At 41.3% G+C, this 25180-nt stretch carries 17 protein-coding genes and 1 riboswitch; of the genes, 12 read left to right on the top strand and 5 right to left on the bottom strand.

Annotated features, from left to right (window positions below):
• Positions 1-518: 518 nt before the first annotated feature.
• Positions 519-1598 carry an ATP-dependent 6-phosphofructokinase gene (locus H6G28_RS21995; RefSeq protein ID WP_190591842.1) on the top strand — a complete coding sequence of 360 codons (1080 nt, stop codon included), beginning with the start codon at positions 519-521 and terminating at the stop codon, positions 1596-1598.
• A 393-nt stretch (positions 1599-1991) separates the two neighbouring features.
• Here H6G28_RS21995 and H6G28_RS22000 read toward each other — a convergent pair whose 3' ends face one another.
• Positions 1992-3677: a DUF262 domain-containing protein gene (locus tag H6G28_RS22000; RefSeq protein WP_190674163.1), complete on the bottom strand. Its 1686-nt coding sequence runs from the start codon at positions 3675-3677 to the stop codon at positions 1992-1994.
• 240 nt (positions 3678-3917) lie between these two features.
• Positions 3918-4001, top strand: a riboswitch (adenosylcobalamin-variant (AdoCbl-variant) riboswitch).
• 1 nt (position 4002) lies between these two features.
• Between H6G28_RS22000 and cobG the strand changes: the two genes are divergently transcribed.
• From cobG to H6G28_RS22045, 9 genes are all read left to right on the top strand, one after another.
• On the top strand, positions 4003-5499 hold the full coding sequence (cobG, locus tag H6G28_RS22005; RefSeq protein ID WP_313949966.1) for a precorrin-3B synthase: 1497 nt from the start codon (positions 4003-4005) through the stop codon (positions 5497-5499).
• 291 nt (positions 5500-5790) lie between these two features.
• Positions 5791-6417, top strand: coding sequence for a precorrin-8X methylmutase (locus H6G28_RS22010; RefSeq protein ID WP_190591839.1), 627 nt, complete (start codon positions 5791-5793; stop codon positions 6415-6417).
• 2 nt (positions 6418-6419) lie between these two features.
• Entirely contained in the window at positions 6420-7124 is a 705-nt protein-coding gene (locus tag H6G28_RS22015) for a precorrin-2 C(20)-methyltransferase (protein ID WP_190674167.1), read from the top strand.
• Positions 7125-7233: 109 nt separating this feature from the next.
• Positions 7234-7710 (top strand): hypothetical protein, encoded by a 477-nt coding sequence (locus H6G28_RS22020; protein WP_190591883.1) that lies wholly within the window; start codon positions 7234-7236, stop codon positions 7708-7710.
• Between the two features lie 181 nt (positions 7711-7891).
• The gene (locus H6G28_RS22025; protein ID WP_190674169.1) at positions 7892-9775 is read left to right on the top strand and encodes an iron uptake porin; all 1884 of its coding nucleotides are present in this window, start codon (positions 7892-7894) and stop codon (positions 9773-9775) included.
• Positions 9776-9950: 175 nt separating this feature from the next.
• On the top strand, positions 9951-11003 hold the full coding sequence (locus H6G28_RS22030) for a hypothetical protein (protein WP_190674171.1): 1053 nt from the start codon (positions 9951-9953) through the stop codon (positions 11001-11003).
• Positions 11004-11770: 767 nt separating this feature from the next.
• Positions 11771-12442 carry a DUF1361 domain-containing protein gene (locus H6G28_RS22035; protein ID WP_190591835.1) on the top strand — a complete coding sequence of 224 codons (672 nt, stop codon included), beginning with the start codon at positions 11771-11773 and terminating at the stop codon, positions 12440-12442.
• Between the two features lie 259 nt (positions 12443-12701).
• Complete coding sequence (locus H6G28_RS22040; RefSeq protein ID WP_190674174.1) at positions 12702-13877, top strand: baeRF7 domain-containing protein; 1176 nt, start codon at positions 12702-12704, stop codon at positions 13875-13877.
• A 48-nt stretch (positions 13878-13925) separates the two neighbouring features.
• Positions 13926-14747, top strand: a complete 822-nt coding sequence (locus H6G28_RS22045; protein ID WP_190674177.1) for a hypothetical protein — start codon at positions 13926-13928, stop codon at positions 14745-14747.
• Positions 14748-14814: 67 nt separating this feature from the next.
• Here H6G28_RS22045 and H6G28_RS22050 read toward each other — a convergent pair whose 3' ends face one another.
• Positions 14815-17142, bottom strand: a complete 2328-nt coding sequence (locus H6G28_RS22050) for a putative PEP-binding protein (protein WP_190674180.1) — start codon at positions 17140-17142, stop codon at positions 14815-14817.
• Positions 17143-17931: 789 nt separating this feature from the next.
• Here H6G28_RS22050 and H6G28_RS22055 point away from each other — a divergent pair.
• A complete protein-coding gene (locus tag H6G28_RS22055) occupies positions 17932-18387 on the top strand; it encodes an MgtC/SapB family protein (protein WP_190591831.1) in 456 nt (151 codons plus the stop codon).
• A gap of 59 nt (positions 18388-18446) precedes the next feature.
• Here H6G28_RS22055 and H6G28_RS22060 read toward each other — a convergent pair whose 3' ends face one another.
• The 3 genes from H6G28_RS22060 to H6G28_RS22070 form a co-directional block, all read right to left on the bottom strand.
• Entirely contained in the window at positions 18447-18863 is a 417-nt protein-coding gene (locus tag H6G28_RS22060) for a hypothetical protein (RefSeq protein WP_190591882.1), read from the bottom strand.
• A gap of 61 nt (positions 18864-18924) precedes the next feature.
• Positions 18925-20037, bottom strand: a complete 1113-nt coding sequence (gene recF / locus H6G28_RS22065; RefSeq protein WP_190674183.1) for a DNA replication/repair protein RecF — start codon at positions 20035-20037, stop codon at positions 18925-18927.
• A 171-nt stretch (positions 20038-20208) separates the two neighbouring features.
• Positions 20209-23070, bottom strand: coding sequence for a cation-translocating P-type ATPase (locus H6G28_RS22070; RefSeq protein WP_190674186.1), 2862 nt, complete (start codon positions 23068-23070; stop codon positions 20209-20211).
• A 419-nt stretch (positions 23071-23489) separates the two neighbouring features.
• Here H6G28_RS22070 and H6G28_RS22075 point away from each other — a divergent pair, with 419 nt between their 5' ends.
• On the top strand, positions 23490-25121 hold the full coding sequence (locus tag H6G28_RS22075; RefSeq protein ID WP_190674189.1) for a transglutaminase domain-containing protein: 1632 nt from the start codon (positions 23490-23492) through the stop codon (positions 25119-25121).
• Positions 25122-25180 lie beyond the last annotated feature (59 nt).

Below are 25180 nucleotides of genomic sequence, written 5' to 3' on the forward strand. Positions count from 1 at the left end.
TTTAGAGACAAAGTAAAATATTATACGCGCTTTTTTGCCATAAAACTTACGCAACTGGCATATTTTTTCTGTAGGGTGTGTGACGCAACTAGAAGATGTGAACGTAGTTATCAGATTGATAGTGTCACGCACCAACCACCAATTGTGATACTTACGTAAGTAAGTCCTGGACAATATTCTGGCTCCTAGATATTATACAAGATCAAGCATTAAGGACTCAGTTGACAATAGTTAAAATTAGCAAAATTAAATTATAAAATACAACAAAGAATGAATTTTTGTTTAGAGAAAATAGTGCATACACAAATCATTCTAGACTTTGAAAGTAATGAAATAATCAAAACTATACTTTGAGATTGAGCTTATAGTCAGATAACAGTATAACTTTGCTGTTATCAGTTTGATGGTGTGATTTTGGGCTGAAATTAACCAAATTCATAGCATTTAATCAGATTTTTCAAGTGTTAGCTAACTCTGGTAGTGAGTGAAATTATTTCACGTTTGCAGTGTTCAAAAATATGGGTAAAAGTAAGCGTATAGGCATTCTAACTAGTGGCGGAGATTGCTCTGGTTTGAATGCAGTCATCCGAGCAGTTGTTCATTGTGCTAATGGTAAAGGTTGGGAAGTCTTAGGTATTCGACAAGCAACTCTAGGATTAATGGCAAGACCACCACAAGTTACTAAATTAGAAATCGAGCAAGTTGATCCGTTATTAACTTCTGGTGGCACAATGTTAGGCACTACTAATAAAGGTGATCCTTTTGCTTTTCCGATGGCTGATGGTAGTTTTTGCGATCGCTCATCAGAAATTATTGCAGGCTATCATCAATTAGATTTAGATGCGTTGATTGGCATTGGTGGGGATGGTAGTTTAGCAATTCTGCGTCGCCTCGCACAACAAGGCGGGATTAACTTAGTCGGTATCCCGAAAACCATTGATAATGATATCGGTATTACTGAACACGCCATTGGCTTTGATACAGCCGTTAATATTGCGACCGAAGCACTGGATAAATTACATTTCACCGCCGCTTCCCATAGTCGAGTCATGATCTTAGAAGTCATGGGTCGTGATGCGGGACACATCGCTTTAGCTGCGGGAATTGCTGGGGGTGCAGATGTGATTTTAATTCCCGAAATCCTCTACAGTATGGATGATATTTGTTATCACATTAAAAACCGTCAAGAAGACGGCAAAAACTATTGTTTAGTGATTGTCTCCGAAGCTGTGCGGACTCAAGAAGGGGAAACTCGCACCTTAACTAATCGCCTGGGTCAATCACGATATGGGGGAATTGGGGAATATCTCGCCGACCAAATTAGCGATCGCATCGGTGCAGAAACAAGAGTCACCGTCTTAGGACACATCCAACGCGGTGGTACAGCCTCACCCCTAGACCGATTAGTCGCCTCGGCTTTTGGTGTAGCCGCAGTTAATCTAATTGAGGAAGGTAAATATGATTACATGGTTGCTTGGCAAAATCGCCAAGTGATCACCGTACCAATCGAAGAAGCGATCGCACAGTACAAAGCCGTCAACCCAGAAGATACTTTGGTTCAAACTGCTCGTGGTTTAGGCATTTATTTAGGAGAATAGTCAAATTATCGTAGTGGACTGTCTAGACTAAAGTAGTGCAAAAATATCGTTCTTGTGGTGTGGGCATCCTGCCCGCACCGGACGGGCTAGAAGCCCATCCCACAAGAGAGTTGTAATGCAACATTTAAGGCTAGACACGCCAGTAGGGTGTGTTAGGCGCAGATTGTGAGTAATTCAATTCATCACAAAAACTATATTCGAGCGCCTAACGCACCAATACTGAGGCGATCGCATTACTAAAACCTAATATTCAGGACTTACGCACAGGCTACGGAAGAACTAACCACAGAGGAGTCAGTCGCGTGGGCGGGTTTCCCGACTTGAGCGAACTGACGTAGCGCAGAGTTCACAGAGAAATAAGAGTTTGAGAGGTGTTTTGCGTAAGTCCTAATTTTATAAACGCCAAAGTTCTTTCAACTTGTCAATTAAAACTTTTTGCCGTTTTTCGATAATTTCAGATGTCCATTCTTTTTCCATCAATACTTGTGTAGTGAGTGCAAAATTACAAATACCTTTCTTCGTTGTAAAATATTTCTGCTTTTTAGTCTCAAAATCAAAGTTTTGAGCCATGCTATTTTTCGCAGAAGATAGTAAAACTAAATTACCTAACCGATGTACATATTTTTCCTTATCTTCCTGAGTAGGAAACAAGGTTAACCACTCACTATCAGCAGATGGATTTTGTGGTAGTACGTGTTCAACTGTAATATTAGAAAAAGTATAAGCAGGCTTTCCTTCAGCAAGGGCAGAATCTAAGCGCAGCAAAACATAACTTCTGATTTTCTTGATTAAATAAAGGTCGCCATTCAGAATTTTGAGGATATTTTCTTTTTCTTTAGAAGTCAATTGTAATGGTGAATCTGGCGTATACAAATCTTCTCGATTATCAATAGCGTGTAGTAACTTGCTATAACGTTCAATACGTTCATTGATATTAGCACGCTGAATCATTAAACAAGAAGCCAGCCTATCTAAGTCTGAAAAGAATCGCAATAATAATTCAGGATTATGATAATTTTGCGATAAATAAAAAATAGCTGGTGGTATCCAATCAGAATTGTCAATAAATTGCAACCATTGGAACAATATATTAATTTCATCTGTCCATAAACTTCCTTCGTAAACTTGATACTGGATGTCATAAAAAGCATCAGCTAAAGGCAGTAAAATCTTATCAATAAACTGCTGAGGATATTCTGTAGGTGATGGGTTAACATCTTTTTTAAACTCTTTAAGTATACTTTCACGAGGTTTTGATTTCCCATGAATCATTCTAATATGAGAGAAAAGGCTTTTGAATGTATCACGTCCTAATCTTTCTTCTACGTTCTCCCATTTTTCACTATATTTATCCTGATGTTCCGATGGGATTTTTCCAATAATCTCTGCTTTTAAAATATCAGCATGTGATAAATCAAGACCTCGATTATTCAATACTGAAAATATTCGATAACCAGATTCAATATCTGGAGTTGAGACTAATACTATAAAGCAACGTTTAATAAGAAACTGAATAAAGCGAATAAGTTGAGATTCTGGTATTACTTTCAGCTTGTCCAGAAAAAGCAAGGCATTATGCTTTAGATTTTTACAACTATCCGATAGTTTACTATCAATCAAAACATTCAATCTTTCAAGACCACTTTCAGATTGAATATATTCTTTAAAGAATGGTGTATCTTTTTCACGTAAAGTCAACCTATAAATATTATTTTCTGGTTCAAAAGGATCTTCTTGGTATAAGTATTTAGTTAATATATGTTTATATTCTTTACTAACAGATGCTCTTAAAGCAGCTAATAGCACAGTAATTGTAGTCAAACGCTGTTGACCATCAATGACCTTAGCATCCGTTGTATCTCCTTTAATAAGTACAATACTACCTAAAAAGTATGGATTAATATCATCAATCTTCTCGTCACTATCTCCTAAAGCACTGATTAAATCTTCAAAAAGTTCTCCAGCTTGTTCCGTTGTCCAAGCATAAGGACGCTGATATAGAGGAATCGTAAAAATAAAATCATCGCTAAATACTTTGTGAATAGGAAGTTGATTAGCCTGAATGGTAACTGTACTCATGCGTATCTCCTTTAGCGGCGTAGTAGATTACACTGTCACTAAAGTTAGTTTTCCCAACTTGAAGAGCAATATTTGATAGCAGTACAGTTTATACAATCATATTTGATGTACGAAAATTGCACGGCTAAGATCCCCGACTTCTTTAAGAAGTCGGGGATCTGTAATTATTCACCAATCATTGATGAAAAAAATGTGAAGCATAGAGTATGGCGAAGACGGTCTCATGGTAAATTACTAAGACTTGGAGTTGGGAAACTCCGGTGAAATTCCGGGACTGTGCCGCAGCTGTGAAGGGAAATCCCAAGTCAGAATGCCAACTCCGGGTGTGTCTATAAGACATGATGATCTACTCTCTGCGTTGCACAGAGAAGGAGTTGAGACGTTGGTTTCGGGATTTACAGCCTGTCCGGGGTTATTCTACGCTACATCTGCTCAAGATGGAATTTTATCTCGCCTGAGAATACCAGGAGGGATACTTAATAGTAAACAATGTCAGGCGATCGCACAGATTGCAGATATGCAAGGTGGTGGTTATGTGGATGTCACAAATCGCGCCAACCTGCAAATCAGAGAAATTAGCCAGGGTATCAGCAGCGAAGTTTTACAACACCTGCAAAATTTGGGTATAGGGTCTCACAATTCGGCTATAGACCACATCCGTAATATTATGACTAGCCCAACAGCAGGTATCGACCCAGAAGAATTAATCGATACTCGCCCTTTAATTCAAAGCTGGGATGCTTATTTAGCAGCACATTCGGAACTATCAGCACTCTCAGCTAAGTTTAGTGTTTGCTTTGATGGCGGTGGGAAAGTTTCGGTAAGCGATCGCCTCAATGATATCCTGTTGAGGGCTGAGTTAATCGACACTCAAGTTTACTTCTGCTTATATCTAAGTTTCATCAAAAGCCAACCACCCATCAATACAGGAATTATATTGTTACCAGAACAATGTTTGTCTGTTTTGGCAGCTTTAGCAGATGTTTATTTAAAGCATACTGATATTCAACTTAGGCGCAAGCCACGGTTACAAGCAGTTATCAACAGTTTGGGATGGGAAAATTATCTTCAGCAAGTTGAACAGCGTTTAAGTTTTACTTTGCAGCGTTCTCAACCTTCCCCAACAATAAAGGAAGCAGGTTTCTGGCATATTGGGATTCATCCCCAACGCCAAGAAAATTTGTTTTATATTGGTGTCGTCTTACCCCTTGGTCGGTTAACAAGTCAGCAGTTGCGGCGTTTGGGCAATTTAGCAGCAAAATATGGTAGTGGAACCATCAGACTCACACCTTGGCAAAATTTACTCATCACGGATATTCCCCAACAGTGCGTTATTGATGTTCAAAATCACCTAACTAACTTAGGCTTAGATTTCACCGTCACTAATATTCAAAGTACATTAGTTGCTTGTTCTGGTAAACGCGGTTGTGCGGCTTCGGCTACCGATACTAAAAGTCATGCTTTAGCATTAGCCGATTATCTCAAAAATCGTGTTCAGCTAAATCGCCCGATTAACATTCACTTTAGCGGCTGTGCAAAATCTTGCGCCCAACATCACACAGGTGACATCACTTTACTGGGTGTGAGCGATCGCAACATAGAAAGTTATCACATTTATGTCGGCGATCGTGATAGTCTCGAACAATTCGGTCAGAAAATCTATCAAGATGTAAGTTTTACAGAATTACCCGTAATTATTGAACAAATGCTCAAAATCTATAAAATTCACAGCCTTAATTCCGAAGAATCTTTTGGAGAATTTGTCAATCGTTATGGTACTAACCGATTAAAAGAGTTACGTCCTTGCACCATCAAAACATGATTCTTGTCAACTGACTCCTTAAGTATTAATAAGACTTACTCAATAACTCTCTCAAACTCTCATTCCTCTGTGACCTCTGCGCCTCTGTGGTTTGTTTTTCCCTAACCTGTGCGTAAGTCCTAACTCTCTCAAACTCTTATAACTTCGTGTCCTTTGCGTCCTTTGCGGTTCGTTCTTTCATAATTTTGTGTAACTCCCATATCAGTAAACAATCAAACTTTAGATAACAAATGTACAAATCACCTATCACCTATCACCTGTCCCCTGTAACCTGCTGTTTATAACCAAAAAATGTCCGACTATATCCGCAACGCTAACGAAATTTACCGTAATTCTTTTTCGATCATTCGGTCAGAAGCTAACTTAGATGCCCTGCCACCAGATGTAGCAAAAGTAGCTGTACGTCTAATTCATGCCTGTGGAATGACGGATATTGTAACTGACTTGGGATATTCACCCACAGCAGTACAATCAGCACGCGCCGCCCTCAAAGCTGGCGCACCAATTTTATGCGATTGTCGGATGGTGGCGGAAGGAGTTACGCGGCGGCGACTACCAGCCAATAACGAAGTTATCTGCACCCTGAATTATCCCGAAGTCCCAGAACTCGCCCAAAAACTTGGTAATACAAGGTCAGCCGCCGCTTTAGAATTATGGCGATCGCATCTAGAAAATTCAGTTATAGCCATTGGTAATGCACCCACCGCACTATTTAGGTTACTCGAAATGCTGGATGAAGGAGCGCCGAAACCTGCCGTGATTTTGGGTTTCCCTGTGGGATTTGTTGGTGCAGCCGAATCAAAAGCCGCCTTAGCAGCAGATAGCCGGAATGTACCATTTATGACATTATATGGTCGGCGGGGTGGCAGTGCGATCGCCGCCGCCGCAGTTAACGCCTTGGCAACGGAGGAAGAATAATCATGACAACCAAAGGCCGTTTGTATGGAGTTGGTGTCGGCCCTGGCGACCCCGAACTGTTGACGATTAAAGCACTGCGGTTATTGCAGACTGCACCTGTAATTGCCTATCAATCAGCCACCGATAAAGAAAGTATAGCGCGGGCGATCGTTTCCCAATATTTAACAGGCAACCAAACCGAAGTCGCCTTTCACCTCCCCCGCGCCCTAGAACCAGAAAAAGCCAAAGCCATTTACGACCAAGAAGTTGAACCAATAGCCCAACACCTCGCTGCTGGACGTGATGTTGTCGTGCTGTGTGAAGGCGATCCGTTTTTCTACGGTTCATTTATGTATGTATACACACGCTTATCTGAGCATTACCATACAGAAGTTGTTCCTGGCGTTTCCTCTCTTATGGCTTGTCCCGTGGCTTTAGGCGTACCCTTCACCTACTACAACGATATTCTGACAGTTTTACCAGCCCCACTCCCAGCCGAAGAACTCATCACCCAACTACTAGCCACCGATGCCGCCGCAATTATGAAACTAGGCCGCCACTTTACCAAAGTACGCAATATCTTACATCAATTAGGACTGGCATCACGCGCACTATATATTGAACGGGCAACCATGACACAGCAAAGAATCGTCCCCCTAGATGAAGTTAATCCGGCGGAAGTACCTTATTTTGCTATGATTGTTATCCCCAGTAAAAATCGCCTATAGAACTGGCATTAATTATCACAGTTTTTTTACGGAAATTAACGCAACACTTCCCACAATTGAGGAAATTATTAGTTACGATTGTCTGGATTTTACAGCTGGTGGGGTATGAATCTCTGTGTGGCGTAAGTATAGTTTTATTACTAGTGTGAGTCTTAGTCTCGCTTTATTAGTTACTGGTTGTGAAAATAAAACCTCCCAATGTCAGCGACTAATTCAAGTCGTGAACGAAGGAAATGCTCTTATTGATCAAAATAAAGGTAAGCAAGCAGTTACTAGCTTGCAACTATCTAAAGATTTAGAAGCGATTAATACATCTTTAGAAGAATTAAAATTGGCAGATCCCAAACTCAAAGAATATCAAAGTCGTTTTCAAAAGGTATTTGATAACCTCAGTAATGGTATTGCTAAGGCTGCTAAAGCTTTGGCTGCTGCGAAAACAGCCGAAGCTTCACCAACTGGTAGAGAAAAAATCAAAAAAGCCAGAACTGACATTGATACCGCTTTAAGCGCAGTTGCTAAAACTGCTGGTAAAGAATCAGATACTTTAATGAATGATCTGAATAAATACTGTAGCCAGTCGGAATAAGAGGGAACAGAGAGAAGAGGACAAGGAGCAGGGAGCGGGGAGCAAGGGGGAAAATATTTCCTCAATTCCCCCTCCCTCTTTTGATACTTCAGACTTTTTATAACTTTTTATACAGAAATATCCTGAAGAACACCAAAAAACTTTGTCAAAAGAAATATTGGTGTTAGTCAACAGATATACCATGAGCGACCTAAGTCTACTGATGCTAGGCGTATTGACAGCCGGGCAAACATCTCCACCCAACAATTTACCAGAACCGCCTGTAGTTCAGTCAGACACAGAAATACAGCAGATAAAAACCGAGAATTTATCAGAAATTTCTCCACCTGCGGAAATTACTCCACCGGAATTTATGCCGCCGGATAGTACTTCCGAGGCTATGACTGCGCCTGTAAATCAGCAGTATCAAAATCTACTGAATAAAATCCCTCAAAATACTAGTTCCCAAGATTCGCAAATTCCAGTAGAAACTCCACCAGAAATTTCACCAGCAGTTCAACTCCCAATTTCTCCAGAATCTCCCGCAGCACCAGAGTTTTCTGACACTGCTGAATCAGATGATCAGATGTCTCAAGTAACATCGGTATCGCAATTAGATGATGTCCAACCAAATGACTGGGCTTTTAGTGCTTTACAGTCTTTAGTTGAGCGTTATGGCTGTATTGCAGGAAATAGCAACAGCAAGTATTTGGGTAATAGTGCTGTCAATCGTTATGAATTTGCTCATAGTTTAAATATTTGTCTGAATCAAATTCAAGAATTAATTGCTAAAACTCAAAGTAATACTATTAGTCAAGCAGACTTAGACCAAATCCAAAGATTACAAAGTGCATTTCAAAAAGAATTACAGGAAATAGCGCAACGTGTTGATGTTTTAGAAAATAAAAATATTGAATTAAAAGCTCATCAGTTTTCTACTACAACTCGATTATTTGGTCAAGCTATTTTTAGTCTTCAAGGTACAAATACAACTAATGTGGATTTATTTCCTAGAGATGGTGTGCCAGAACGGCAAGGTAAAACTAATCTAACTTTTACAAATAGTGTCCAGTTAACTTTAGCAACATCATTTACCGGAAAAGATTTATTAATTACAGGGCTATCGGCAGGAAATTTAGGTTCTAATGCCTCGTTAATTTCTCATAATATGGGGCGCTTGAGTTTTGAATCAAATACTGAAAATAGAGTAGTTATTAATGATTTATCTTATCGATTTTTACTGGCAGATAATTTAGGAGTTGTGGTGGGTTCGACTGGGGTGAATGCTGCTACAACTTTTCGTGGAATTAACCCGTTAGAAGGTTCTGGAGATGGGGCAATTTCACAATTTGGTCAGCGAAATCCGATTTTAAATATTGGGAATGGGACTGGTGGTATAGGTTTTGACTGGGAAATTAGCGATCGCATCAGTCTTCAAGGTGTGTACAGTTCGGAAATCCCCAGTTTTCCCGGAAATGCCAATTTAGCTGGCTTATTTGGTGGTAGATATAGCGCAGGCGCACAACTCACTCTCGCACCCACCGACAATCTAGATGTCGGCGTACATTACATATATTCCCACTCCCCCAATGATTTACTCGGTACTGGCATTGGTGACGCGCAATTAATTTCGCCATTTGCACCCACTACAGCTTTTAATACCCATGCGGTTGGTGCAACTGTGGCATGGCGTTTAAATGATAATTTACAGTTGGGCGGTTGGGGTGGTTTTTCTACTTCAAAACCAGCTAACCTCTCTGGTAGTGTAGAAACTACTAATTGGATGGTATTTGCAGCCTTACCAAATTTAGGTAAAGCGGGAAATCTCGGCGGTATTTTAGTGGGACAACCCCCCAAAATTACTGCTAGTAACTTACCTGATGGCTACAATTTTCCCAACTTTTCAAATGGGGGAACGCCAGGGGGACGTAGCGATACATCACTGCATGTAGAACTTTTTTATCGCGCCCAACTCAATGACCGTCTTTCCCTCACACCGGGCTTATTAGTTGTTTTTAATCCTGATCATAATGCTGCTAACGACACTTTGATAGTGGGCGCATTAAGAGCAGCTTTCCGGTTTTAATTCCGTAACCATGTAAATGTAATCACAAGGGGCGAAACCCCCTGCTGTGTTGTCTTACTACCTTTGACTGTCAGCAATCTTCCCACATATCCAAATTTATATTTCGACTTTTTGATCACGCAGTAGAAGCCTAATGCGTGTTGTTTTTGATCAGGAAATAAGGAGCAAATTTTTCATGCAATTCAATTCATCAGCAAAAAAGATTAGCTGTGCAGTTGTAGGTAGTGGTAGTTTAGCCGCAGTTTTGCTTGGGTTGACTGGTGGCGGTGCTTCTGCTCAAATTACCATTCAAAGCACTGGTAGAATTTCAGGAACCTTGGAACTACCGAGTTTCAACCCTAACTTTAATAGTAGGGTGACTCGCATTGATACGGACTCTCAAGGTGTGTATCAACGTAATATCGGTTCTCAAAGCAATCCTAATTACGTGCCAGTTTATAAGTCAGATTATGTCAAAGTTGAAACTCGCACAGATGGCAGTTTACATTACTTTGTGGATTTTAAAGGCATTCCGGTGATTTCTTTTAATGGGGTTTTGACTTCGCCGGCGCTGTCTGGTGGTCAATTGACACCCTTTACTTATCAAGGAAAAATCCCCAATGTTTCCTTTCAAGGTGTCATACAAGATGAATTTGGGTTTGCCAAAGCTTTCTATACGGGGATTGTCACCGACCCCCAAACAGGTAAACAATATCAAGGTACTTTTCAGTTAAACGGCCAAGGGCCAAGATATAGCGATCGCAATGGTGGCGAAAGTCCCACAGTCTTTGATTATAAGTCTGATATTCCCGGTACTAAGCCAGATCCAACACCTTACGAAATGAAAAATACTCCTTTGGTGAGGTTGACAATTACCGTACCTGCTGACGCTACCCTGATTAATTCTGGTGGTGGGACGACTCCCACAACTCCCACTCCACCCAGCGTCAATAACCCTCCAACTTCTACACCCAGTACACCGATTCCTGTATCAGTAGATAGTGGTGCGATCGCCACGACTCCCATAACATCTAATCTTGGAGGGACATCTGGTCAATCGAGTCCATCGCCTTCCACTGACTCCAATATGGAATTCAGCAGTGGTTCTTCTCCCACAGCTAATCCTGTCAGTTTAGAAGTTTCTCCTGTCGCCCCTAAGATTTGTCACGATGATTCTACGAATTGTCGCCCCCAAGTAACTGCAACTAAACAAGCAATTGGCCCCCGCAGTCGCGTTTTAGTGCGTTAGTTGCTGGTATGGTAGGGGAGCAGAAGGCAGAAGGCACACTTCGACTGCGCTCAGTGACCAGGAGGCAGGAGGTAAAAGCAAAATGTCCTAACCTCTGCGACTACCGCTCTAAATTAGGACTTGAGAAATCAAGGGTTTGAGGTAGGGGTGTTCAAAACCCGTATACCCCTATACCCTCAGACCCTTACACCCATTCTGAACAGATAATTTTTTGCGTAAGTTCTGTAAATATTAAGTTTTCCATTTTTCGGGAATTGGCTCAGAGGAGATTGTATCTAGACCACGACTACAAAAATACGACCTCCTAGAGCAAAAACTATACTGGGAGTTTGAGCGGCAGTTTTGCGGCTCATACTTCCAGATTTCTGCTAAATATGCCCTTAATAATTTTCTGGTTATACTGGTACAAAAAGTGTGAACTCTGATATGGGTCAACCTGGATAAACAGCACCCAAGCCATTAATCAGGGATGGTAGGTTTATCTATCCAACGCCGTGTGCAACTTTCTCTCAAACCTAACCCCCAACCCCTTCCCTTGTAGGGAAGGGGAGCAAGATTCAAAGCCTCTCTCCGCTTCGGGGAGAGGTTTGGAGAGGGGTTTCAAGAATAAGTTGCACATCGCGTTATCCACTGTCAGATTTTCACAACCTGACAAAGAACATACAAAAAATTACCCCGCTTATTTCTACCCAACTGATCAGTCAACCACAGTAGTTAATGCTATACAACAAAACTACATCAATCACACATCTGGCAAGCGAGCATTTATGAAACAGGAATTGATTGAATTGATAGTCAGGGTTTTACAGGTCTTGCGAATCAACATGAATTGGATGACGTGGAACCTGTTTCTGGCTTTCATACCTTTGGCTTTAAGTGTTTGGTTGTTCCGTACTCACAAGGGACGTTCTTGGGTTTGGTGGTTGGGATTTATCGTATTTTATGCTTTCTTGCCAAATGCGCCTTATTTATTAACCGATATTATTCACCTGATCGACGATATTCGGACAATTCAATCAGTGTGGATGATTACTTTAGTACTAATTCCCGTTTATTTTTTGGTAATTTTTGCCGGGTTTGAAGCTTATGTCATCTCTTTAATTAATTTGGGATACTATTTACACCGCATTGGCAAAAGTCACTGGATTTTTAGAGTTGAGTTAATTACTCATGCTCTTTGTGCTATCGGGATTTATTGGGGAAGATTTCTGCGTTTCAACAGTTGGGATTTTATTACCCAACCGGATGCTTTATTAACTAAAGGTGTAGAAGAACTTGTGGGTAAACAGCCTTTAGTGATTATCACTATTACATTTGTGATTCTGCTGGGGTTGCACTGGCTGATGAAACGAGTGAGTTTGGGTTTTGTGAATCAAACACCACAAAGAATGGTAGTTAACTCAAATTCAGCTAATACTGATACACCGAATGTTGGATAATCAGAAACTTTAGTTCAAATATTTACATAACAATTTTAATTAATACGTCAGAAAATGGCGTATTTTTTTTAGATCCCCGACTTCTCAAAGAAGTCGGGGATCTTTTTGTTCACGAACGATTTAGGACTGCTATATCTCTCTCAAGAATGGTGGGTTTGGAGGTATTTTTTATCAAAAGAAAGATGAAATTTTTAGTGTCTAGTTCTGAAATAAATCTAGATGATGCAATTTAGATTTCTGTGGATAGGAGTTTTATAATATGGCACTATTATCTATTGATGAGCTAAAAATTTTAACTGAACATACTCATAAGCCCTGTATTTCTCTATATATGCCGATGCAAAAAGCCGGGCCAGAGATTCGACAAAATCCAATTCGCTTTAAAAATCTCATCCGGGAAGCACAAAGCCGTTTAGAAGCAATGGAAATGAACGAAGGCGAGGCTAATGAGTTGCTTCAGCCAGCAATGGAACTGGATACAGGGGAATTTTGGGAAAATCAAGACCAAGGTTTAGCGATTTTGATTGCACCAGGAGTATTTCGTTATTATCAGTTACCAACGGAGTTTCCAGAATTGGTAGTTGTGAGCGATCGCTTCCATATCAAGCCATTACTACCTTTAATTAATCATGATGGTAAATTCTATGTTCTGGCTTTAAGCCAACAAGATTTGAAATTTTTTGCAGGTACGCGCTCTGGCTTGCAGGAGGTAGAAATCGAAAATCTGCCCAAAAGTCTTGATGAAGCTCTGTTATACGACGAAACCTCTAAAGAAGGTCAGTTTCGCATCGCTACAAAAAAAGGTAGCAGCTCAAATCCTTTCTCCCGTTCCCAACCAGGTGCATTCCACGGCCAAGGAAGCCCAGACCGAGATCAACACCAAGAAGGTATCCTGCAATACTTTCATCTAGTCGATGCAGAACTGCACGAAAAACTCCGCGAAGAAACAGCACCACTAATTTTGGCGGGAGTAGATTATCTGCATCCCATTTATCGCCAAGCTAACAGTTATCACAATTTACTAGAACAAGGTATCACCCGCAGACCAGAGCTTTTCCAAGTTGAGGAATTACACGCGGATGCGTGGGAAATTGTCGAGCCGCTATTTTATGAGTCGGAACAGCAAGCAATGGAGCTTTTTCAACAACTGCTGGGGGAAGGAACGGGTACAGCTTCTAGTAATCTCAAGGAAATTTTGGCTGCGACTTATTACCAAAGAGTTGATTCTTTGTTTGTTCCTGTAGGACAACAAATTTGGGGTAAGTTTGACCCAGAAACGATGAATTTAGATATCCACCCAGAACCAGACGCAGATGATCAAGATTTGTTAGATTTTGCTGCGATTCATACGATTATTAACGGCGGTAGGGTTTATGCGGTGGAACCAGAAAAAATGCCAAGTCAGTTACAAGTAGCGGCAATTTTCCGATATTGATGATTTTTGTAGTGTTGTATAAAGTTGAACAAGCTATATACAACACTTATGCTGAAGAATTTTCGCGCTGTGCTGAGTCAATCTTTGATCGGTTTAGCTGTTTTAAGTCAAATTGCTGTAGTCACCCAGCCTAGTAGTGCTGCAACTATTGTTGGGGAATCAGGTAATGTGCGTGCAGAAATCTCTTATGAGAAACCAGAGGAATATCAATATAAAAATGTGCGTTTGCAAATTAGCCGCGCAGGTAAAGTGGTTTTAGATCAAAAACTGCCCCAAGAAAGTGAATATGATCGTCCTGTTGGCGGGATATATGAGAAAGAAGAGAAGTTACCCATACTAGATTTAGACGGTGACAAAGAACCAGAGGTAATTGCCGATTTCTTTACAGGTGGCGCACATTGTTGTACTTATTCGTTGATTTACCGCTACGACAAAAAATCTCAAAAGTATACTCAAATTCGCCAAGACTGGGGTAATGGGGCGTATCGGTTTCAGGATTTTGATAAAGATGGCATTATCGAACTTGAGAGTCGAGACGATCGCTTTGCATACTCTTTTACAGCTTATGCTGCTTCTGCTTATCCGTTGCAAATTTGGCAATATCGCCAAGGCAAAATGGTTGATGTGACTCGTCGCTATCCCAAGTTAATTTACAGTCACGCTTCTGAGTTATGGAAAACTTACACCGAGATTCGCCAGCAAGGTGATGACGGTAGAGGATTTTTAGCTGCGTATTTGGCTGATAAATATTTGCTGGGTCAAGGAGAAGATGGTTGGAAACGAGTCCGACAAGCTTATACAAAAAGCGATCGCGCTCAATATTTTGCCGATTTACGCAAGTTTCTGCGTGAAACTGGGTATGTGAAGTAATTTTACAGCGTTTCTTGGTTGAGTGCAGTACAAGTTGATAGAGGTTAGAGGCTAGGGTTTATGGCTTTCAATGAATTGTTCGCCGTGCTGCTGCTAAAATTAACCGATGTTCAGCACGGGCGATCGCATAATGTGTTCGTTCCACTGCTTCTGGTTCGACGGAAATTGAGGTAATGCCCCATTCTACTAGTTTGTCGATGATTTCAGGATACAATGCTGGTGCTTGACCGCAGATTGCACAGGGGATGTCGGCATTTTTCGCCATTTGGATTAATTGAGCGATCGCACCCATCACGGCTGGGTGGCGTTCATCAAAGATTTTTGTGAGTTGTCCTTGTTCTCGATCTACGCCTAACAACAGTTGTGTTAAGTCATTTGTCCCAATGGAAATTCCGGCTACTCCAGCTTTGACATATTCTGGCAGTAAAAATAATACACTAGGCACTTCTGCCATAATCCACAATTGAAACTGCGACATTTGGGTTAAGCCGATTTGCTCAACTTTCTGGCGACAAAAGCTAAACTCAGCCACACTCCGCACAAAGGGTAACAATAACCGCAGATTGCTATAACCTGCTTTTTGGACATTCAGTAAAGCTGTGAGTTCCAAATCAAAAACGGCAGGGTTGTTAATATAACTCAATGTGCCGCGATCGCCCAAAATCGAATGGGTTGCAGATGATGGATTATATGTTGATGAAAACTCCGAAAATCGCCAATCAAGGGAGCGATAAAATACTGGACGGGGCGTAAAAGCACGTACAAAATTAATAACCTGCTGTGTCCACAACTCCAACAATTCTGAGCGACGACCACTCATAATCCAATTATGGGGGTCTTGTCCTTCCAAAATATTCAACAGCATTAATTCCGAGCGTAACAATCCTACACCATCGACAGGTAAGGTCTGCGATCGCTCGATTAAATTAGGCTGACTCAGATTCACCATTAGTTGAGTAGCAATCATGGGCGGCTGCGAACTAAGATGTGAATGATTGGGTGAAACAGAAGGAACAGGAAAACTAATTTCTGGATTTTCTTGATTTTTGGCTTTGCTGTCTCTGAGGCGATAAATTTCTCCCCTATCGCCATCTACTAGCAATTTTTCTCCGGTTTGAATTAAGACTGTAGCATCTTTTGCACTCACAACTGCGGGAATGCCTAATTCTCTGGATAATATTGCAGCATGACTAGTCAAACCACCTTGCACTGTCACAATCGCCACAACTTTTTGCATTAACGCTAACCAATCAGGTGCGATCGTCGGGACGACAAGCACGACTCCTTCGGGTATTTGTTCAGGTTTTTGGAGAGAATTAATCACATAAGCACTAGCCGTGACTTTACCTGTGGCTGCACCCAAACCTTTGATTAACTTTAAGTGAGGAACTGGTGCTAAGGGAGTATTAACTTCGGTGATTTGGAGATGGGAAACTGTATCGATTTCCGTAATACTCCACTGGACAGTAAAAGTTTTTCCCAGTTCACTGACCAACTGATTTCCCAAAGCGATGATCTGTGGCACACTCGCCTCTGGCAAAGCATATTGTTTTTGTGATTCTTCAGAAAGTAAATAAGCAACTAAACTGTTGTTTTCATCAGTGAGTATTGATTGGAGTTGTGGTTGCGTAGTTGCACTTATCTCATCATCTAGACGATAAGCCAGCAGTTTATTTCCTAAATGTCGTTCTAGAACAATACCTGTTTCTGGCTGAACGTAGTAAACATCCGGCAAAACTTCTCCTCTGGTGAGGGCTACTCCTAATCCCCAAGTAGCTTCAATTGTCCATCCAGAGGCGTTAGCATGAAGTGAACCACTGGCGATCGCATTTTGCATTGGTTGTACTAACACCGCCAAATTCACATTTTGCAGATCAATTCCCTGGCGTTGCCAATACAATAAGCTTCTAGCGCGAAATAACTGATTCCAAACTCGCTTCAATCCTAAAGCGATCGCATCTTCATCACAACCACAAAAGATTGGCTCTAGTAACCCAGATATATTTCCGATATCTTGGCTAACATTGAAAACTGATAATGTGGGTTGCAAAATCAAATATTTAGTTTGCCATTCTTTTGTCGCAGCAAAAATTGTACTTACCCACTGTGATGGTACATTTGCCGCAATGATTTCTTGACGCAAACGACTAGCCACCTGCTGAAGTTGTCGCCAATTAGCTACATCAAGGTGCAATGAAGAATCAGGTAAGTCTGCAACTAAAGATTCTGAACTGTTGATAGTTTCTAAAAATTGCCGCAAAACTTCTGCTGAAATCACAAAACCAGGCACCACAGGGTAGCCACGCTGCATCATTTTGCTTAAATAAAATGCTTTGTCGCCTACTTTGGCGCGGTCTTGTAGTTTAATTTGGTCAAGCCAGTAGACTTTTTCCACTCACTTCATTTTTAATGATTTGTCAATTTGCCACTACAGGCTTTGCTCTCGGTAAATACTTCCAGGCTATTGCATAAATTATCTGCCGAGAGAGATTCTTTCCATTTGATTATTGAAAATTAGTTTGACTTAGTTATGAGTTTAAGTTCTCATTCAATGCTGTTTGGCAATCATCTCACCCCTTGGTTAGTTAATATTTCTTGTTTTACATCTTGCACACCAAACCCTTGATTTTAAGTTAGTCCGCGTAGGTGGTCACTGAGCTTGTCGAAGTGCGGACTTCGTTTTTATAGCCGCGAATTCCATTCGTCGGGTCTAGGTGCTTATTCGTCTGTTTTAACACTCAAATAGCTAGTCCATCACTTGGAACACTACACTGTTAGTCTAGTTTATTAATATTGCCATAAATTTTCCTCACAATTCCATATTATCTGCCTCAAACTACACTAAGCTAAATGCAGTTTATCATCGATAATTACCATGATTAGCGGATCAATTTACTATTATCTGGTTTGATTTCTGAAATTACCTGTACAGGCTGGGAGTAGGTAATAGGGAGAGAGGAAAGAGTATTTTTGGTGTGTACTGTTTTTTCCGAAATTAAATATTAGTTCTATCTTTGCATAAAATAATTTATCCTCAGCACCTTTCCCTGATATAAATACCTATTAAGTTATGACAAAAAAATCTCATTAAAATATATTTAACTTAGTTATCTTGAGTAAACTCAATGGATATATTTTTAAGTTAAAGTAGCATATATTACTTTTTATATATTTTAAAACAAAATTGTTAAATACTTACTACTTGTTACCCAATGATTGGTTGAATATTTTGTTTAGACTGTGCCTAGCTTTGTTATTTGGTGCAATTATTGGCATTGAACGTCAAATTAGACGTAAACCAGCAGGCTTAAGAACTCATATACTTGTAAGTTTGGGTTCTGCCTTGTTTACTCTTATTCCTTTGCAAACAGGGATATCAGAACCTAGCGCCGATGCTTTAAGTCGTGTCATTCAAGGTATTGCCGCAGGTGTTGGATTTTTGGGTGCGGGAGAAATTATCCGCGAATCTTCGCAACAATCGCAGCATCTGGAAGTTCACGGACTGACATCAGCCGCAGCGATTTGGGTTTCGGCTGCGCTAGGAATTGCGGCTGGTTGTGGCTTATGGCAATTAGGATTAATAGCAGCTACATTGACAATTTTAGTACTGAATCTATTTAAGAAAATAGAAAAGAATTAATACAGATTATAGCAGGGGACAGATAACAGGGTTAAAAGCTTTGTACTGTCTAAATTTTATTATTTATGAAATAATGCCAAGGCTTGAGCAAAAATCTCTTCTTCGGCTCTAGTTTCTAAAATTAATTTAGCTAAATATATAAATTCCCAATCTGTGTGATTGTCATTTTCAATAGTTTTACTAGCGGCGTAAAAACTCACATCATCAGCACATAATTCATTGGTATTACCCGTTTGCAGTTCTGGTTTGCGGATATCCCAAGAAACTGTTTTACCCCGCAAGGTAAATTGGAACCAGATGATTTTGTCATACTCTAATTCAAAAAAAACATCAAAATAAGGTTCTTCACCTTGAAACCAAATTTTTTTATAACCCTCTTGCCGTCTTTGTTTGATGAATTTTTGCTCAATTGCTCTTAATGATGCACCTAAATAGGCAATTTCTTGAGGGTCTAATTTATAATTAGTTTGCTGCATAATTGAAATGTCATGGTTCATTGGTCATTGGTCATTTGTCATGTTGAGCATTGACTATTGACTAATTAATTGATATTTCTCCAGCCTTGACAAACAGAATTTGAGAAGAGTTTAGCCACTGAGCATCAAAAGAACTTAAGTGAGTTGTTGTGATTAAAGTTTGAAAACGGTCTTGAATCGCATCAAGCAATTGATTTTGACGGTATGGATCTAATTCCGCTAAAACATCATCAAGCAACAACAATGGTGGCTCTTTTACGACTTCTTCAATTAACTCTAATTCTGCTAGTTTTAAGGCTAAGACTAAGGTGCGTTGCTGACCCTGAGAACCATATTGCCGAGCAGGCGTTTGATTAATAGTCAATTCTACTTCGTCACGATGAGGGCCGACAAGGGTAGTACCTCGGTAGAGTTCGGCGACAGCGCGTTGTTGAATTTTGTTCAGGAAAGCTTGCTGGACTTGTTCTGGTTGGTGCTGCACCAAAGGAATGTTAGGTGAATATTTAATTTCTAAGATTTCGGTACTACCGCTAATACTAGCGTGCCAAGCCGCAGCAATGGGAGCTAATCTTTGAATCGCCCGATCGCGTCTTCTAATAACTCTTGTACCTGTGGTTGCTAATTGTGCATCCCAGAGGGCAAGTTGTGAGTTGGGGAGTGGGGAGTCTTGGTGTTTTTTTAGAAAGGCATTGCGTTGGCGTAATACTTGGTTATATTGTTGCAAAATATGAGCATAAACTGGTTCAAGTTGAATTAATAAAGTATCCAACCAGTTGCGGCGGACTTCCGGACTACCTCGGACTAATTCTAAATCTAAACTGGAAAACTGTACGGCGTTGAGGACACCTAAAAAATCCATTTGTCGCCGCACAATCTCACCATTAATTGCCACACTGCGGCGACCGTTACGACGGAGAGTTAAAGTTAAATCACTCATCCCTGTGTCTCGTTCTAAGCTGGCATTGATTTGGGCAAATTCTGTGGCATCTTGAATTAAATCCCGATCGCGTGCCATTCGGTGCGATCGCAATGTGGCTAATAACTCTACCGCCTCTAACAAATTCGACTTACCCTGAGCGTTGTTACCCACTAAAATTGTTTTAGCAGCGTTAAACTCAACTTTTTGGTCTTGGTAATTGCGAAATTGTCTGAGGTGTAAAGTTTTCAGATACATAATTTAAGTAAAAGGGCAAAAAGTAAAAGGCAAAAGTAAATATAGCAGGAGGCAGAAGGCAGGAGGTAGCAGTTTTATTATTCCTGACATTCAAACTTTCAAAATGTCCTAACCTATATGACTACCGCTATAGTTTTTCCTTTTTACTTTTACCTTTTACCTTTTACCTTGTTAAACAGTTTTCTTGCCCATAAAACGGAAGAAGATTTTTTCGCCTTCAATCCAGACAAACATTAAGGCACTAAAACCAATACAAATTGCTAACTCAGCCGGAGGTAGCCAATGAGTACCGAAGAAAGCCCGCAGGGGTGGTACGTAAATTAGCATCAGTTGTAATATCGTTGTCACCACAACCGCACCCAGCACATAGGGATTAGACCAAGGATTCACCTCAATAGTTAGCTGGTTGTTGGAACGAATAGCGATCGCATGACCCATCTGGGCAATACACAATGAAGTAAATACCATTGTCTTCCAACGTTCTGGGTCGAGTCCCTCGCCGGTTGCGGTTTGCACATGGAAGTATGACCATTCCATGAGGATGATTGTAATAATCGCAAACACAATCCCAATACGGATCATGTAAGAACCCAATCCTCTAGCAAAAATGCTTTCGCGGGGGCTGAAGGGCGGACGCTGCATCACATCCGGTTCTGGTGGTTCAACTGCCAAGGCTAAGGCTGGTAAACCATCTGTGACCAAGTTCATCCAGAGAATCTGCAAGGGTGTGAGGGGGACACCACCTAAACCTAAAATTGGTGCAGCCGCAATTGTCAGAACTTCACCGATGTTACTGCCCAAAATATATTTAATAAAGCGGCGAATGTTGGTGTAAACTACTCGACCTTCTTTAGTAGCCGCCACAATGGTGGCAAAGTTGTCATCCAGCAGTACCATGTCGCTGGCTTCTTTACTCACATCAGTACCAGTGATGCCCATTGCGATGCCGATGTCTGCTTGTTTGAGGGCTGGGGCATCATTGACACCATCGCCAGTCATCGCCACAAATCGACCACGGCGTTGTAATGCTTGGACAATCCGTAGTTTGTGTTCTGGGGCAACTCTGGCATAGATGCTGACTAAATCAACTTGTTGTTCTAGTTCTTGGTCAGTCATCCGTTGCAATTCTTGACCAGTCAGCACACGGTCGCCTTCTTGGGCAATGCCTAAATCAATAGCGATCGCACGGGCTGTTAATTGATGGTCGCCTGTAATCATGACTGGGCGAATACCAGCTTGGCGACATTCTGCCACAGCTGCCCTAACTTCTGGTCTGGGTGCATCCAGCATTCCGACTAATCCCAACCACACCAAGCTTGTCTCAGATTCCTCATCTGTGCCTTCTGGGGGAACTTCGGTGAGGGGTTTATAGGAAAAGCCTAATACCCGCAAACCTTTACTGGCCATTTGGTCATTAGCTGCCAAAATTTTGCTGCGTTGTTCTTCTGTTAGCGGTGCGGTACTTGTACCCAAACGAATTTCTGTACAACGTGCCAAAATTAACTCTGGTGAACCTTTGGTAAACATTAGGTAAGGTTCAGAGTTGACCAAACCTGCGATCGCTGGGTCTACACTGGTAAAGGATGTTTCCCCGGTTGCAACTTCCTCCACCTGGGTAATCACACTCATCCGTTTGCGTTCGGAAGAGAAGGGAAATTCACTGACACGGGGTAACTTACTATTCCATTGGTCTTTTTCAATCCCAGCTTTACCTGCTAATGTCACCAATGCGCCTTCGGTGGGGTCGCCTAAAATTGCCCATTCACCTTTTTCTTTTTGTAATACTGAGTCATTACAAACGGCGCAGGCGACGGATAAAGCCGGAATTTCCCGAAAGTCGCCCACGGAAATTTTTTGACCGTCTAATTGAAAGTCACCTACAGGTGCGTAACCTTCCCCTGTGACCCTAAAAGTATTGTTATTGGTGAATACTGATTGCACCACCATTTTGTTTTGGGTGAGTGTACCGGTTTTATCCGAACAAATGGTAGTCACAGAACCCAAGGTTTCCACGGCTGGCAGTTTGCGAATCAAGGCATTGCGGCGTACCATGCGCTGGGTTCCTAATGCCAAGGTCACGGTAATTACGGCGGGTAAACCTTCAGGTACTACCGCCACCGCCATACTCAAGGAAACTTCTAGTAGGTCTTGTAAATTGCTAAAACCTCTGGCCTGAATGACACCACCAATGACAACGATCGCTACTAAAATCAAGGAACCAGAAACTAAGACGTTGCCCAGTTGCGTCATACGCTGTTGCAAAGGTGTGGGTTCACTTTCCACCGACTGCAACATGGTGGCAATTTTACCGAGTTCGGTTTTCATCCCGGTGTTTGTTACCAGAACTTTCGCGCGTCCTTGAACAACTTCCGTACCTTGAAAAACTAAGTTGATGCGATCGCCTAAAGATGTATCTTCAGGTAGTTGAAGAGTGGCCTGTTTGTTGACAGCTTCTGCTTCACCTGTGAGTGCAGATTCTCGCACTTGTAAATTAGACTGTTCAACTAAGCGTCCATCTGCGGCTATCTGCACTCCCGCTTCCAGCAGCATGATATCTCCTGGGACGATTTCTTTAGCTGCCACATCTAATAGTTTTTTGTTACGAAGGACGCGCACTAAAGGCGAAGACATCTTTTTAAGTGCAGCTAAAGCTTGTTCGGCGCGACTTTCTTGGACATAACCCAAAATACCATTCAAAATCACAATGGCCATAATTGCCACGGTATCTTTAAACGGTACTTCTCCTGGCTTGAGTTGACCAGCTTGCCAAGCCGTAAAATCCAAAAACCCAGAGATCAAAGCCACAGCAATCAGCATCAACAACATAATGTTCTTGAACTGATCTAGCAGTATGTCCCAAGCACTACGACCACCATGTTCTTCTAACTCGTTGGTGCCGTATTTTTGCAACCGTTGTTCAACTTCTTGGGGTGTTAAGCCACTGTCTGCCTTGCTATCCAGCAGGTCTAGAGCTTTATCAACTTCTAAAGTATGCCAAATCGGGGTACTTTCAGGCAGAGAATTAGCAGACATTGTTTAGGTTACAGAAAAGGTTACAAAATTCGATCATAATTTAGTGATGGCGATAAAACCATCCACCAAAGTCATATTCAAGTTCTTGTTCACACCAATTGGAAAAATGATCACCATAGATGGACTAACCTCAAGGCAGGCTGAGACAGTAATTTCCATCCAAAATCTCAAATTCCTCATGGTATGACTTGTACAAGTTTAAATGTGTTTCTCGACATTTGCTAACTTGGTTTAAGTGATAATTCTATGTATTTTTATGTAGTTTATAGTATTTTAAAAAACATTTTATAAAAACTATTACCCTAAAAAATTTGTTGTTATGTCTGGAGGTTATGGCAAAATTAATGCTTGGCGTGCTAAACCGTGGAATATATATGCTTAATATAAATTTTGCACTCCCTAATTAGACTGCTAGCCAGATGTTTGGGCAAAGGACAATTCGACCGCTTACGGCTGCCTCCCTATGTGGCATTGCTTTCATCAAAGATACACTCATTGCGATTGACAGTACAAAAGGGCATCTACTGGAGATTGATCCTGAGTCTGACAACAGCAAAATCATCAATCCGCACCAGGTTAAGGAATTTAATGATGTCACTGGTTTAGCAGTTTGGGAAGATACCCTCTGGGTAACTCGTGGTAACAGTATTTATTTATCAAAGCTGGGTTCTTGGGGGTTAGAACATTTTGCCACATTGCCATATACGGCTAATGGTGTGGCTGTGTGGGAATCAACGGTGTATGTTAGCTGTCAAAAGCTGGGTTACATTGTGATTTTTGACCGCAGTACACGCAAAGAAATTACGAAATTTTATGCGCCTGGGGTGGGCGTGGAAAATTTGGCAGTCACCCAAGAAACGCTGTGGATTTGCGATCGCACTGAACAAACAGTTTACTCGATGGATCGAGCCACAGGGGAAGTTAATTTTAGTGTACTAACACCTTTTGATTCACCCACAGGCATAGCAGTACACCGAGATGATGAAGGTAAGGAAACTCTGTATGTCGCCTATGCTTCTGAGGAACCTTATATTCGGGATAATCCCAATGCTGACCCGAATCATGAATTAACTTACCGCGATCGGACTTTCATTCACCCACTTTATTACCACTACAACCCAGATAAGCGTTACGCCCTATCAAATGGCTATCTGATTGAAATGTCCTACGCTGAGGAAATTGCACCTTTAGAAGAAGTGTACCTCCCGGATGTAGAATGGCGCATCGCCTTACCCTCCGAAACCGAACGCCAAACAGTTAAACACGTTGAACCAATTGGCATCCCTTTTACCGAAGAAGTCATTGATGGACAACGGGTAGCAGTATTTAAATTTGATGCCCTCGCCCCCGGCGAACGCCATGTATTTGGCTGGAAGGCTTTGTTAGAAGTACGAGGAATCAAGTATCGCATTACCCCTAAAGATACTGAAGACTTACCAGAACTCTCCCCAGAGTTTCAAAATCGCTACTTGGTGGATGACGATGATTTGGCAATGGATACTTCCATAGTCCGCAATGCTGCCCGTGATGCCGTTGCTTCCGAAACCAACTTGCTACGGAAAATGTATAGTATCCGTAACTACGTATACGATGAGTTGTCTTACGGCATTAAACCCTACATTGATACCCCAGATATAGTTTTAGAACGGGGCGTTGGTTCTTGCGGTGAGTACGTCGGTGTTTTACTGGCTTTGTGCCGTTTAAATGGTATCCCTTGCCGCACAGTTGGCAGATATAAATGCCCTCCCTATGGCGAACATCAAAAAGTACCATTACAACCCGATTTTAATCACGTCTGGTTAGAATTTTATATCCCCAACTTTGGCTGGTTGCCAATGGAATCTAACCCCGATGATGTCGGATATGGAGGCCCTTACCCCACCCGCTTTTTTATGGGCTTGTGCTGGTATCACATTGAAATTGGCAAAGGTATCTCTTTTGAAACCTTAAGCAGTCAAGGTACTAGATTGACAAAAGAAGATATTCCCATAGGTGATTTAGCCATTAATCATATTCGCTTTACAATTCTTCAAGAATTACCACCTTTTTGATCTGGAAGTACATGCAAAGGGTGAAGGGGTTTAAGGGTGCAGGGTGTAGGGGAGAAATG

This window comes from Nostoc sp. FACHB-190 (genome assembly GCF_014696905.1).
GTDB lineage: Bacteria > Cyanobacteriota > Cyanobacteriia > Cyanobacteriales > Nostocaceae > Nostoc_B.

Coding starts and splice junctions, on each gene's coding strand:
- H6G28_RS21995 (WP_190591842.1), top strand. CDS start 519: ATGGGTAAAAGTAAGCGTATAGGCATTCTAACTAGTGGCGGAGATTGC.
- H6G28_RS22035 (WP_190591835.1), top strand. CDS start 11,771: ATGAAACAGGAATTGATTGAATTGATAGTCAGGGTTTTACAGGTCTTG.
- H6G28_RS22040 (WP_190674174.1), top strand. CDS start 12,702: ATGGCACTATTATCTATTGATGAGCTAAAAATTTTAACTGAACATACT.
- H6G28_RS22045 (WP_190674177.1), top strand. CDS start 13,926: ATGCTGAAGAATTTTCGCGCTGTGCTGAGTCAATCTTTGATCGGTTTA.
- H6G28_RS22075 (WP_190674189.1), top strand. CDS start 23,490: ATGTTTGGGCAAAGGACAATTCGACCGCTTACGGCTGCCTCCCTATGT.
- recF (WP_190674183.1), bottom strand. CDS start 20,037: ATGTATCTGAAAACTTTACACCTCAGACAATTTCGCAATTACCAAGAC.
- H6G28_RS22015 (WP_190674167.1), top strand. CDS start 6,420: ATGACAACCAAAGGCCGTTTGTATGGAGTTGGTGTCGGCCCTGGCGAC.
- H6G28_RS22030 (WP_190674171.1), top strand. CDS start 9,951: ATGCAATTCAATTCATCAGCAAAAAAGATTAGCTGTGCAGTTGTAGGT.
- H6G28_RS22025 (WP_190674169.1), top strand. CDS start 7,892: ATGAGCGACCTAAGTCTACTGATGCTAGGCGTATTGACAGCCGGGCAA.
- H6G28_RS22010 (WP_190591839.1), top strand. CDS start 5,791: ATGTCCGACTATATCCGCAACGCTAACGAAATTTACCGTAATTCTTTT.
- H6G28_RS22070 (WP_190674186.1), bottom strand. CDS start 23,070: ATGTCTGCTAATTCTCTGCCTGAAAGTACCCCGATTTGGCATACTTTA.
- H6G28_RS22000 (WP_190674163.1), bottom strand. CDS start 3,677: ATGAGTACAGTTACCATTCAGGCTAATCAACTTCCTATTCACAAAGTA.
- H6G28_RS22060 (WP_190591882.1), bottom strand. CDS start 18,863: ATGCAGCAAACTAATTATAAATTAGACCCTCAAGAAATTGCCTATTTA.